This window comes from Micromonospora sp. WMMD735 (assembly GCF_049178995.1).
GTDB lineage: Bacteria > Actinomycetota > Actinomycetes > Mycobacteriales > Micromonosporaceae > Micromonospora > Micromonospora wenchangensis.
Window position 1 is genome coordinate 17,749 of the sequence record NZ_JBMHMJ010000001.1, and the last position, 12,206, is coordinate 29,954.

General features: G+C 71.9%; 9 protein-coding genes. 4 read left to right on the plus strand and 5 right to left on the minus strand.

Annotation, left to right across the window (positions count from 1 at the left end; genetic code table 11):
- Positions 1 to 329: 329 nt before the first annotated feature.
- The 3 genes from ACN268_RS00085 to ACN268_RS00095 form a co-directional block, all read right to left on the minus strand.
- Positions 330 to 7,679 carry a helicase-related protein gene (locus ACN268_RS00085; protein WP_421481142.1) on the minus strand — a complete coding sequence of 2,450 codons (7,350 nt, stop codon included), beginning with the start codon at positions 7,677 to 7,679 and terminating at the stop codon, positions 330 to 332.
- Between the two features lie 143 nt (positions 7,680 to 7,822).
- Positions 7,823 to 8,002, minus strand: coding sequence for a hypothetical protein (locus tag ACN268_RS00090; RefSeq protein ID WP_421481143.1), 180 nt, complete (start codon positions 8,000 to 8,002; stop codon positions 7,823 to 7,825).
- 465 nt (positions 8,003 to 8,467) lie between these two features.
- On the minus strand, positions 8,468 to 8,737 hold the full coding sequence (locus ACN268_RS00095; protein ID WP_421481144.1) for a recombinase family protein: 270 nt from the start codon (positions 8,735 to 8,737) through the stop codon (positions 8,468 to 8,470).
- A gap of 136 nt (positions 8,738 to 8,873) precedes the next feature.
- On the opposite strand from ACN268_RS00095, the gene ACN268_RS00100 reads away from it, so the two are divergent.
- From ACN268_RS00100 to ACN268_RS00115, 4 genes are all read left to right on the plus strand, one after another.
- Positions 8,874 to 9,473, plus strand: coding sequence for a hypothetical protein (locus ACN268_RS00100; protein WP_421481145.1), 600 nt, complete (start codon positions 8,874 to 8,876; stop codon positions 9,471 to 9,473).
- Between the two features lie 77 nt (positions 9,474 to 9,550).
- Positions 9,551 to 10,036 (plus strand): hypothetical protein, encoded by a 486-nt coding sequence (locus ACN268_RS00105; protein ID WP_421481146.1) that lies wholly within the window; start codon positions 9,551 to 9,553, stop codon positions 10,034 to 10,036.
- A gap of 57 nt (positions 10,037 to 10,093) precedes the next feature.
- Positions 10,094 to 10,345 carry a hypothetical protein gene (locus ACN268_RS00110; protein WP_357768252.1) on the plus strand — a complete coding sequence of 84 codons (252 nt, stop codon included), beginning with the start codon at positions 10,094 to 10,096 and terminating at the stop codon, positions 10,343 to 10,345.
- On the plus strand, positions 10,342 to 10,761 hold the full coding sequence (locus tag ACN268_RS00115; protein WP_421481147.1) for a hypothetical protein: 420 nt from the start codon (positions 10,342 to 10,344) through the stop codon (positions 10,759 to 10,761). The genes ACN268_RS00110 and ACN268_RS00115 overlap by 4 nt, the downstream gene beginning before the upstream one ends.
- 9 nt (positions 10,762 to 10,770) lie before the next feature.
- On the opposite strand, the gene ACN268_RS00120 is transcribed toward ACN268_RS00115, so the two are convergent.
- Together ACN268_RS00120 and ACN268_RS00125 are read right to left on the minus strand one after the other, a co-directional pair.
- Entirely contained in the window at positions 10,771 to 11,337 is a 567-nt protein-coding gene (locus ACN268_RS00120) for a GNAT family N-acetyltransferase (RefSeq protein ID WP_421481148.1), read from the minus strand.
- Between the two features lies 1 nt (position 11,338).
- Positions 11,339 to 12,121 carry a GntR family transcriptional regulator gene (locus tag ACN268_RS00125; RefSeq protein ID WP_421481149.1) on the minus strand — a complete coding sequence of 261 codons (783 nt, stop codon included), beginning with the start codon at positions 12,119 to 12,121 and terminating at the stop codon, positions 11,339 to 11,341.
- Positions 12,122 to 12,206: the final 85 nt, after the last annotated feature.

Below are 12,206 nucleotides of genomic sequence, written 5' to 3' on the forward strand. Positions count from 1 at the left end.
TCGACCTGCACCGTCTGGATCATCCTCCGCGTCGTCATGCTGGTCGGCTGGGGTGCCCCTGGCCGGCATCCTGCTCACCTGACCCGGCTCGGCCGGGCGGTCCAGCTCCGGACACCGCTGCGATGCCGCGCGGCGCGGAGGTGGCCCGGCAGATCAACAATTTGGCGGCTGGTGACGCGTCCGTTACCGGCACCCCAGCAACCACCGAATGACGCCCCGGCACACAGCTGCACCGGCGCGAACACGCCGGGACGTCACCGTGACTGGACGCGGACGGCGACCACGGAACCCAGGAGAACGAGGCCCGCGGCGGCGGCGCCGGTACAGGGTCACCGCTCGGGTACGTGGGCGTGGTCGTGGTGGGCGACCCGCTGGGTCGTGGCGGGAGCGGGTGAGACTGGCGCTGCCGCCCCGGCGCCTGTCGAGGGCACGAACGCCGTGGCGGCGACCGCAGCGGCGTTGACAGGCCGCGTGGTGGCGCCAGTCTGCGGCTCTGCTCGCCGGGGGGTGAGTTTGTCCCAGACCAGGTTGGTCAGGCCCTGGCGGAAGGCGTGATCGCCGTGGAGGTCGGCGAGGCGGACCACGTCAGCGGGGTCGTCGAGCTGGGCGATGGCGGTGGTCATGGCGGTGGCGAACGTCGCGCTGAAGGTGGTCTGATCGCCTGCGCGCGCGGCGGCCTGGACAGCGTCGACGCGCAGGGCCTGCTGAGTGCAGGTGTCGAGCAGCGCCCGATCCGCCGGCGTCGTGGCCGCGACGATGGCGGCCGGCGGCAGCGGGCTGATCACCTTGGGCTGGCCTGCGCGGCTGTCGCGCTGCGTCGACGAGCCCGCCGCCGAGGCTGGCGGGGGCATATCGCGTACTGCCTGGTGCACGGCCTGCCCGGCGGCGCCGTAGAGGGCCTGGCGCCAGGCCGGGTCGTCGCACTTGAGCATCACCGCGACGGCCATCTCCGTGTTGCCGGGGTCGGCGAGGGCGTGGGTGAGCGCCTTGTCGAACGGGACGGAGAAGGCGGCCAGGTCGCTGGTGCGGGCCGCGTCCTGGACGACGCCGCCGCCGGCGACGTGCTGCACGCGCCGGTCCAGCCACGCCTGTTCGTCGGGGGTCAAGCTCTCGCGCAGGTCCGTCGGCATCCAGTCGCCGACCGTGACGGGCACGGTGGGCGGGGCACCCGACGGTGGTGGGGTGGTGTCGGCCATCAGGTCGATGACCGCGTTGATCGCGCGGAGCCGGCGGCGGGTGTCGAGCAGCTCGTCTCGGCGTGGGAACGGCTGGTCGAGCTGCTCGGTGGCGCGGGCGATCTCTTCGTGCTGACCGGCGATGCGGGCCTGCACGGTCGCCCGGGTGCTGTCCAGGTCGGCGAGCTGGTTCTCCAGGCGCCGGACGAGGCCGGTGGGGTCGCCCTCGACGGCGGAGGTGAGGCCGATGGTGGTGGAGGAGTCGGGGATTCCGTCGAATCGCAGGGCGACGAGCATGCCGTCGCGGCCGGACCAGAACACCGCGTCGACGCCGAAGCCGCCGAGCTGGGCGACGCCGGCGGCTTCGCGCCGGTCGGTGGAGGCGACGCCCTGCGCGGTGGCGGTCAGGGCGTGTTGCAGGGCTCGGCCGGCCTCGGCGCGTTTGGTGAACCGGTGCCCGGCGACGGTCATGGCGAACTTCTCGCCGCGGGTGTCCTGGCGGCGGGCGATGACGTCGTCGAGCACCTCGACGCGGCGGGTGTCTTTGGTGATCCACGCCTTCAGCTCGCCGACCTGCCGGCGCAGCGCCGCTTGGGTGTTGTGGTGGGTCCGGTCGGCGCGTTCGAGGCGGGTGAGGTCCTGGGCGACCTGCTCGCGGTCCATCAGCAGCGGGTTGCCGGTGGCGATGGCCTTGATCTGGTGCGCTTGCAGGGTTTCGTCGCTGACGTCCTCGATCTCGCGGGCGGAGGTGCCGCGCATGATCTGGTCGATGAAGGTGCCCTTGCGGGCTACGGTCTGCCAGGAGAAGGCGTCGAAGCTGCCGGCGACGACGTAGCGGTAGATGCTGACCTCGGGGTTCTGGTTGCCCTGGCGCAGGATGCGTCCCTCGCGCTGGGTGACGTCGGCCGGGCGCCATGGGCAGTCGAGGTGGTGCAGGGCGACCGCGCGGGCTTGGACGTTGGTGCCGACGCCCATCTTGGCGGTCGAGCCGATGAGCACGGCGACGTCGCCGGAGCGGCAGGCGTTGAACAGGCTGGCCTTCTTGGCGTCGGTGTCGGCCTCGTGGATGTAGCGGATCTTCTCCCGGGGCATTCCTCGCTCGACGAGCAGTTCGGCCAGGGCGTCGTAGGCGTTCCAGCGCTCGGGGTTCGGGGTGGACTGGTCGCAGAAGACGATCTGCAGCGCACCGGGGGTGGGGTGCGGGACGGGGTCGGCCGCGTCGGGGTTGACCAGGTAGACGGTGTCGCGGGTGTCGCGCCAGATAGCGGCGATCCGCTCCGCCGCGGCGTCGATCTTGCCGGGTGCGGTCTGCTGCTCGCCGATGAGCCGTAGGTCCAGGGAGGCGGCGCGGGCCTCGCCGGAGACCTTGAGCATGTTGTCCTGCTGGGGCTCGACCTGGCGGTTGCGGATCCGCTCGACGCGCTCGTCGAGGCCGGAGATGAACTCCTCCAGCTCTGGGGACGGGTCGAGGGTGACGATGTGGGGGGCGCGTTCGTCGTCGTCGCGTTGGGTCAGCTGCGGGGTGGGCAGGGCTAGGTCCTCGGGGGTGCGGACGTCGCCGTAGGTTCGCATCATCAGCGACAGCTCGGGCACGTTGGCGTACTTGGCCAGCCGGGCGCGCATCTGGAAGCCCTGCCCGGTCGGGGACACCTCGATGGCGGTGACGACCTTGGCGAAGGTGGCCGCCCAGGTGTCGAAGTCGGTGGTGCCGGTGGCCTGTAGGAGGTCGGGGCGGAGTTGGCGGGTCACCACGTACAGCTCGCGTACGGAGTTGGCGATCGGGGTGGCGGTGGCCCCGCACACCACCCGCGGGCCGCGCTGGCGGCGCAGGTAGGACAGCTTCATCCGGAAGTCGACCGCGCGGTCGGAGCCGTCGTTGCCGGCGTCGGGGATGGAGCTGGTGATGGTGTCGTTCTTCAGCTCGTGCAGCTCGTCGCGGTAGACGTAGTCGATGCCGGTCTGCTCGAACGTGATGCCCGGGTCGCGGGCCTTGTCGAGCTTCTCCTTGACCCGCTCCTCCTTGCGCAGCAGCGCCTTTTGCAGGCGCTTGACGCTGCTGGAGCGCTTGGCGTCCTCGCCGTTGGCGATGGCCTGCTCACCGGCGCGGACGATCTTGTCGCGCAGCTCCTGCAGTTCCTCGTCGAGGAAGCGGCTCTGCTCGTCCGGGGACAGCGAGAGCCGCTCGAAGAACGAGGCGGCCATGATGATCGCGTCCCAGTCGCCGGTGGCGCAGCGGGCGACGAACCGGCGGCGCCGGTCGGTGCTCATGTCGTCGCGGCCGGCGGCCAGCAGCCGGGCCCGGGGGTAGATCTGCAGGAACTCGCGGGTGAACTGCTCCAGCATGTGGTTGGGCACCACGATGGCCGGCTTGTTGACCAGGCCGAGGCGGCGTTGCTCCATCGCGGAGATGGCCATCACCGCGGTCTTGCCGGCGCCGACGGCGTGGAACAGCCCGACCGCCGGCTCGGCGACGATGCGGGCGACCGCCTCCACCTGGTGCGGGCGCGGCGTGAAGCCGACCGCGATGCCGGGCAGCGATCGGGTCACCCCGACGTAGCTGCGTGGCACGGTGGCGTTGAACATCTCGTTGTAGGTGGTGGCGACCTGCTCGGCGCGGTCGGGGTCCTCCCACACCCACGCGCCGAAGCGTTCCTCCAGCTCGATCGCCTTGGCCTGCGCGGCGGCGGTGGCCTCCACGTCGAGGGCGCGGTTGCCCTCCTCTACCTCCACGAACACCCGGATCGGGGTCTTGGTCAGCAGCCGCTGCGCGAGGTCCGGCGCGGCCATCCCGGGGGTGCCCCAGGTCGAGCGGGCCAGGACACCGGCGCGGGAGCCGCGGACCCGCCAGTCGGACCCGCCGACGTGCTCCACCCGCAGTCCCGGGTCGCGCAGCGTCTCCTGAAGGAACTGCTGGATGAGGGGGGCGGGCAGGAACGGGGCGCCGAACGCCGCGTCGATCTCCCCCGGGCCGAGGTCGCGGGGGATCACCCGTTGCAGGGCGCGCACGTTGGTCTCGAAGCGGGGGTCCGTCTCGGCGGCGGCCTGGGCGGCGCGCAGCTTCACGCGCACGTTGCCCGACAGGTACTCCGGGGCCTCCACGAGCCGGCCCTGGCCGGGGTCGTCGTAGACCAGGTCGCCGAGCGCGGCGCGGGCCTCGGGCTCGCTGACGCCGAGCAGCCGGGCGACCTCGGGCAGCCGCACGTCGCCGTGCGTGTCGACGCAGATGGCCAGGGCGTCTGCCGGGGTGTCCGCGCCGAGCTGCGGTGCCCGGGGCAGGATCACTCGGCGGGCGAAGATGTCGGCCTTCGTCGCGGTTTGGGTGGTGTCGTCGAAGTGCTCGAGGGCGAACACGGTGGCGGCGTGCGGGTCGGTCTGCCGGAAGCGGCCCATCGGCGGGTTGATCCGGGCCATCTTCGGCTCGCCCGTCTCCGGGTCGGTCCGGCCGGTGCGGCGCAGGGTGTAGCGGTTGAGCGGCCCGTGGGCGGTCACGTAGGCGTCGTACCGGTCGTTCAGCTCGGCGCGCAGTGCTGCCGGTGACCCGGGCGCGGGCGGGCCGCCGTGCTCGTCGCCGTCGTCGACGGTGGCGGCTTCCGCCGTCAGCAGCGCGGTCACGGTGTCGCGCAGCCTGAGCAGCGCCCGTAGCTCGTCGGCCTGGCTGGCGGGCACCTCGTGCGGCACCACCTGGCCGTCGGCGACGGTGGTGAAGGTCCCGTCGTCGCGGGCCTCGATGTGGCCCTCGGCGCGGTCGGTGGGCGCGAGTACCGCCAGCGGTTCGGCCGGCCGGTCGCCGTCCACGCGCGGCGTCATGGTCAGGCCCTCCCGGCGGGCCTCGTCGACGACGTCGCGCAGCACCCGGGTCAGGGCCTCACCGGTGTTGTCCCTCGCGCGGACGATCAGCTCGCCGTCGCGGTTCATGCCCCGCCCGAGCGTCATCTCGCCGAGCACCCGCTCCGGCCGGTCGGCGAAGTATTCGTTGACCTGGTCGGCGTGCTCGGCGGCGGTGTCCAGGTCCAGGGGCCGGGTCTGCTCCCAGGCGATCGGCCCGGGCTCGCGGTCCGGCTCGCGCCGGCGCAGGATCAGCAGGTCGGTGATGGCCTGGGTGCCGGCGGTGGCCTGGTGCGCTCCGGAGGGTAGGCGCACCGCGGCGACCAGGTCGGCCAGCGCCGCCATCTCCCGCCGGGCGGCGGGGTTCGCCGAGTCCAGGGTGTAGCGGGAGGTGAGCACCGCGACCAGGCCGCCGGGCCGGGTCAGGTGCAGCGACTTGATGATGAAGTGGTTGTGGATGCTGTGCCGGCCGGGGTTGTGCCGCCGGTCGGTCAGCCGCACGTCGGCGTACGGCACGTTGCCCACGGCCAGGTCGAACGCGCCGGACGGGGCCCGGGTGTCGGCGAAGCTCTCGGTGCGGATCTCCGCGTGCGGGTACAGGGCGGCGGCGACGCCGGCCGTCACCGGGTCCAGCTCCACCCCGACCATCCGCGCCTCGGGTGGGGCGAGGCCGATGAAGTTGCCGCTGCCGCAGCCCGGTTCGAGGACCGCCCCGCCGTCGAAGCCGAGCTCCCGTACGGCGTCCCAGATCGCGCGCACGTACGCCGCGTCGGTGTAGTGGGCGTTGAGGGTGGTCAGCTCCGCCGCGGCGTACTCCTGCGGCGACAGCAGCTCCCGCAGCTCGGCGCGCTGCTGGGCGAACCGGGCGTAGTCGGGGTGGTTGGTGCGGGACTCGAACACCCCTGGCACCGCGCCCCAGCTCGCCCACCGCGCGAGCACGGCCTGTTCCTGCCCCGTGGCCGGGCGGCCAGCGGCTTGCACCTCGCGCAGGGTCCGCAGGGCGGCCAGGTTCGCGCGGAGCTTGGCCATCTCGCCGGCGGGCGCCAGGTCCTGCTGCCCGCCAGGGCGGAACGATTCCGCGGCATCACCGGCGCCGGCGTCGGCATCCGCCCCGGCGCTCTGGTCCGCAGCGGTGGCGCTGGTCTCTTCGGCCGGGCCGGCTACCGGGTCGGGGTCTGCGGCTCGTCCTCGTCGTCCTCCTCCTCCGCGACCCGCTGCCACCACGGGTCGTTCGGGTCCTCCACCAGCGGCGTCCACGTCGGGCCGGCCGCCGCCGTCGACCCGGTCGGTGTCTCGTCCGCCGCCTGCTCGGCGTTCGGGTCGATCAGGATCAGCTCGGGGAGGATCTCCTCCTCCGCCATCTGCTTCGCCGCGTTCAGCCGGCCGAGCTTGCCGAGGTACCCCTCGCCCGGCTGATCCGGACCGGCCAGCTCCCGCGTCCGCTGCTCGACCTGCTCCGCTGCCTGCTCCCCCAAAGTCGAGAAGAAGCTGCTCGGGTCCTCGATGGTCGCGTACCGCTGGGGCAGGTACGTCTGCCAGTGCTTCTGGGCCTGCGCCCCGTAGTGGTTCATCCGTCTCCTCCGCGTCGGCCGGGCCGTCCTGGTCACCGTCGGCGGGCGGGTCGGCGGTCGCCTCCTCGCCCGCGTCGACCACCGGCGGCGCGTGCGCCGTGGCCGCGCCGTCCAGGACGGCCGGAGCGGGGGCCGGCACGTCGGCCACGGGCGTGGCCGGCTGCACCTCGGGGGCAGGCTCCGGATCCAGGTGCCGGGCGACGTACGCCTCCAGGGCGGCGATGTCCACCCCGCTCGCGCCGACCTGGTAGCGCAGCAGCGACCGCGCCGAGCGGGCGACGCCGGCGCGGCCCGCTGGGGTCTGATAGGTGCGGGCCGCCCACTCGACCCGGGCGGTGACCACGGCCTCCAGCAGCGGCCGAGCACGGTCCTGCGGCCGGGGGCCGATTGCCCGCAGCGCTCCCGGCGTCGTGGGGTGGGCCTGCACGGCGGGGGCGAGCAGGTGGTAGGCGCGTTCGGCTGCGCGCCGGCCGGCCTCGCTGGCGCCGATGGCCACGGTCACGCCCGCGGCGACGTCAGTCTGTTCGGTGAGCACCGCGACCTGTCCGGGTGTGAGCGTCGGCCCGCACGGTGCGACCACCACCGGGGCGTCCTTGCCGGCCGTCGCGGACCGCGCGATCGCCTCCAGCGCCGTGGCGGCCACCATCACCGGCCGCCCGGTCCGCTCCGGCTGCTCGGCGAGCCCGACCAGCGCGTCGGCGGGCCGGTGGATCGCGGTGGCCGGGCCATGCAGCACCGGCGGCACCGACTCATCGGCGCCGGGCGGGGCGTACCCGACGAAGCTCACCACGGCGTGCGTCTGGGGATCGCGCACGCCGACCACGACCCGGTCCTGGAAGCGGTCGACCAGCAGCCCGCCCCGGCCGGTCGAGACCAGCCCGGAGGCCAGGATCTCGGTGTCGGTGAAGCCGGCCCGACGCAGCTCGTTGACCAGCGCCGTCGGGCGGCCGGGCGCGTACCCGAGCATCCACCGGCCGTCGACCGGCACGCCCTGCTCAGCCAGCCACCGGCGTGGCCCTGCGCCGCCCGACTCGTCGAGCTGCGCGCGGTAGAAGCGGGCTGCGAGGTCCTGCGCGGCCAGTAGCCGGTCCTGCTCGGCGGTGGTCACCCGGGACCGCGTCGGAGGCCGGGGTGTGACTTGGGCGTCCAGGGATGCCGCGCGCAGTGCCAAGGCCGCAGCTCGATTGCGAGCCGCGTCGACCCGCTCGGCGACCTCAGCCGCCACCTGGTCGTCGCCGGGGTCCGGCATCGTCATGAAGCCCGCTTGTCGTCGGGCTCGCCCGCAGCCAACAGCCCCTGAGCGCGCAACCGTTCGAACAGCCGTTGATGGTGCTCCAGCGTGGACGTGAGCTGGTCGATCTGGTCCTGCAAGCCCGCGATCGTGCTGTCCACAGTTCGCGGCGGTGCAGGCTGCGCAGCTTCGTCGGTCATCGTGCCCCCGTAGTGATCGACTCCCCGCCCACGGTAGTCAGCCCCGGCACGCTACGTCGAGATAGATCCGGGCCGCTACCGCCGACGCTCGCCCGAGGGGTTGATGCCGCGGAATCACACCCAGGGCAGCAAGCCGGGCCAGGAGACGCCGACCGGCTCCCGACCGTCGTGGTCGTGCTTTCCAACATCGACGCCTCCGGCGGGGCCTCTCTCGGAGATCCGGCAGGGACCGCAGCCGCCAGGTGGGTGAGTGGTCACCCAGGGGTGGGATCTCCCCGCGCCGGCCGCCCAGAGGGCTACCAGACAGCCTCGGGGACGGCCAGGCCAAGCCGCTTCGCGGTCGGCTACGCCGAGCCTGGCCGTCCCCGAGGCGGCCCGGTCGATCGGAGATCGGCCGACACGAGGAGATCCCACCCCCACCCCGGGCGTCCGCGCGGGCAAGCCCGCAACCCCAGCCCACCGGGCCTACGCCGACCCCTGCGCGTCGTGACGGTCGAGCACGTACTTGACGCTGCTCTTGGCCCACGTCCCTTTCCCGGACGGCGTTGGCACCTGCTCGCTGTTCAGCGTCGCGGCGATCGCGGCCAGCGACAGCCCCTCGTCCCGCAACTGCACCGCCCGGGTGGCCGAGGGCGGCAACGGCGCAGGCGGTCGACCCAACCGCACGCCCCGCTCCCGGGCCGCCGCCATCCCTGCCGACACCTCGGGCCGGCGCATCTCCGATTCGCTGCTCATGCCCACAGCGTACGGCAAAAAGGTACAGACAAAGAGCCCTGGAAAGAGCTTTTTCTATACCTTTTCCTGTACGATAGAGGGGTACGGACCGGCCAGCCAAAACCCCTCAGTCAGGCACGTCGAAGGGACCGAGAACATGACCTTCCCCATCCGGCCCGCCCAGCTCGCACCGGTACGCGTCGGACGCGGCACGGCCGTGCACCTGGGCAGCCTCAGCAGCATCATGGGCCCCGACCGCAGTCCGCGATACGTCGCGGCCTGGTGCGGGGCCAGCGGCACCGGCGACAAGGTCCGCGTCGGTGAGCCCCTCACCGAGCCCATCACCTGCCGCACCTGCCTGCGCGTCCAGCCGCGCCTGATCGAGCTGATCAACGCGAGCCTGACCGGCGAGCCCACCACCCTGCCCCACACCGGCATGGTCGTCCCCCACGCCAAGCTGCGCGTCAGCGACATCCGCCGTGTCCCCGGCACCGGTGGAACCCGCGCCCGGCTCATGCTCGGCGAGCACTTCATCGGCTACATCACCAGCACCGTGCGCTTCCAGCCCATCCGTGGAACCTCGATCGGCACCGCCGACCTCGACCGATACGCCGACGGCTGCCGCGCGGCCAACGGCCGGACGGTCAACGTCAGCGACGTGCTCAGCGCCCTGGTCCGCGAGTACCAGATCGCCCAGCGGCACGCCGCCGCAGCCGCGCAGCCCGACCACAACGGCCGCATCACCCAGCCGCACTGAGGCCACACCCGTGCCCCAGGCCGCCACCGGCCTGGGGCACGGCCGCCCCGGAGCCAGCCACCACGCGGGAGAACACCATGACCAACCACCGGGCCGACGCCTGCACCATCCTCGCCACCGCCACCCCGTCCACCCACCGCCCGCTGCTGGCCTGGGCCGTCGGGATCACCGCACATGGTCACGCCGCCGACATCCTGACCTACTGGCGCACCCGAGACGCCCGGCAACTCGCCCCCGAGTACGCCGGCCAGACGCTGCCCGCCGGCCGGATGCTCCGCCTCGACCGAACCCGCATCGAGATCACCGACGGGAACCTCCACCAGCCCCTGCGGCTGAGCTGGACCGACCTGGGCGCGGTCCTGGACGACGGCCGGGTCACCAACGACCTGATCCACTGCTGCCAACAGGCTGTCATCGCCTGGCGTGACCACCCCGGCGGATTCCGGGGTGCCGGCTGGGCCGCCGCCGTCGACGCCTGTTCCCGGGCCGGGGAGGCCGTGTGGGCTGCCTGCCGCCCAGGTGAGCAACTTGACCTGTTCGCCGGAATCGGCATCGAGAGCTGAGGCCGGGGATCAGCGCGGTAGCACCGCCGGTGCTACCAGTGGGGGTACGCTGCCACTATGACCGCGAAACGCTCCATCAGCGTCCCCGACGACGTCGCCGAATGGCTCGACGGCCAGCCCAACGTCAGCGCCGCCATCACCGCAGCCGTCCGCGCCCAGATGGCCGGCACTCAGGTCGACGAGGTGCTGCGCCGCGCCGGCATCGAGGTCACCGAGGCTGGCAAGGCCCGCTGGCGTGACCGTCTCTCCACCCCGATCCCGGACGACGCGCTCGCCGAGGGGCAGCGAATGCTCGACGAGGCCGCGTGAGCGACGACCAGGTCGCCGTGGTCCTGGACGCCACCGCCCTCGCCGCGTACGTCAACGGGCAGCTCGCCGTCGGCGAACTGATCGCCGAGGTTGCCGACGAAGAACGAACCGTGGGCGTGCCGGCCGCCTGCCTCGCCGCCGCCTACGCCGCCACCAGCAGCGAGGTCGGCACCGCCCTACTCACCCTCCTGACCACCACACCCGCCATCACCCTGCTGCCCCTCGGAGCCGATCCCGGCGTCGACGACGCCCGCCAGGCCGGCGTCCTCGCCCGTGCCGCAGACGGCGACATCGCCCTCGGGCACGCCGCCCGCGCTGCCATCGCCCACCAGGCGCACCTGGCTACCAGCGACCCCAAGCCGGCCGCCGCCGTGTTGCCCGCCGGCTGGAGCATTCTCGACCTCAGCCAGGCATAACTACTCGGGTTAGTAGCGAGTTCGTCCATCTCCCCGGGGAGTGATGGTTTGCAGTTCAGATCGTGGGTTCATCGGCTCGGCTGGCCGCTGGAACAACGTCCCCGAGCGACGCTTTGGATCGGTTGAGGTTCGTAGGCAGGTCCAGCCGCGCGATAGGTAGTAGGCATGTAGCTGCTCGTTGGTTTTCCAGGCGTCCAGCCGGACGTATCTGCACCCCTGGCTGAAGGCGTAATCGCCAGCCCATGTGAGCAAGAGCGATCCAAGTTCCTGCCCAGATCGGTCGAGCCGTACCGCCAGCTTCGAGACGTAGACAGCCGGCTCGGCCAGCTCCGCAGTCGACCAGAAGTCCGGGTCACCAGCCGTCTCTACGGTGATTGTCCCAATCGCCTCATCGCCGTCCCACAGCAGCCAGATGTGTCCCGCCGCCAGTGCCGGTCCCAGCTTGGACCGCCATTTATCCCACGTCTCCCACTGATCCGACCCACGTTCGCGCAGCCACTGGATTCGCTGCGTGAGCAGTCCCATGGCGATCTCGAACTCGTCTTGGTTCTCAGCAGGGCGGATGCTCAGGACCAATTTAGCTCCGGCTCCAGGTTCGCTCGAACTTGCGCTCGAACACGATGACATGTTGATCGCTTGGCAGCACGTTGACTGTGCATCTCACGGGAGTGCCGTCAGCGATGTAGCCGGTCACGTAGTGGACGGCCACTGGGGTTCCCGGCCCAAGTCCGAGGCGGTGAATCTGCTCAGGAGTGGGCATCCGGGTGTAGATCTCATCGATGGCCCGGTCCTGCGGGTAGCCCAGATCGGCAAGAGCCTGGTTCGTGCCCCGTGCGACGTCGGCCGGAGACATGATCTCGGAATCCCTGACGATGTCGAGCGGGTAGTGCGAGTCGTTGATGTTGATCGGTTCGCCGTTGATGTAGCGCACCCGTCGACGAGCTACCACCACCGTGCCTGGGGCAACTTGGAGGCGTTGAGCGATGTCGGGCTGCGCCTGAACCAGGGAGACGTCGATTGTCTGACTTGGGACTCGACCCTCTTCGGTGATCTGCTGGCAGAAGCGGTCCATCTCAGGACTGGCTGGCTGGTCCCGCGACTCGCCCTGCGGGCGGTACAGCATGTTCTCCCGCTTGCGCACGAAGTGCCCGAGGGGACGCCTCGACACCACGAGTCCTTCAGCTACCAGTACGGCGATGCCGTTGCGGACCGTCTGCCGAGCCACGCCCCACTGCTCAGCAAGCTCTAGCTCCGTCGGCAACTGCTCGCCGCCGGTCAACTCGCCTGACGCGATCTTGTCGCGGATCGCCGCAGCGATCCGCTGGTAGGTCGGCATCGAGCTGCCTCTGAAGGTTTCCACGTTCCGAGTCTCGCTCACGCGGCTGAACATTGTCTAGTCAATGTTGCCGTTACCCCTTGACGTCCCTTGGTGGCCGGTAGCACTA

What these genes read in the sequence shown, in the direction of transcription:
- ACN268_RS00090 (WP_421481143.1), bottom strand. Translation starts at nt 8,002, where the DNA reads ATGACCGACGAAGCTGCGCAGCCTGCACCGCCGCGAACTGTGGACAGC.
- ACN268_RS00095 (WP_421481144.1), bottom strand. Translation starts at nt 8,737, where the DNA reads ATGAGCAGCGAATCGGAGATGCGCCGGCCCGAGGTGTCGGCAGGGATG.
- ACN268_RS00100 (WP_421481145.1), top strand. Translation starts at nt 8,874, where the DNA reads ATGACCTTCCCCATCCGGCCCGCCCAGCTCGCACCGGTACGCGTCGGA.
- ACN268_RS00105 (WP_421481146.1), top strand. Translation starts at nt 9,551, where the DNA reads ATGACCAACCACCGGGCCGACGCCTGCACCATCCTCGCCACCGCCACC.
- ACN268_RS00110 (WP_357768252.1), top strand. Translation starts at nt 10,094, where the DNA reads ATGACCGCGAAACGCTCCATCAGCGTCCCCGACGACGTCGCCGAATGG.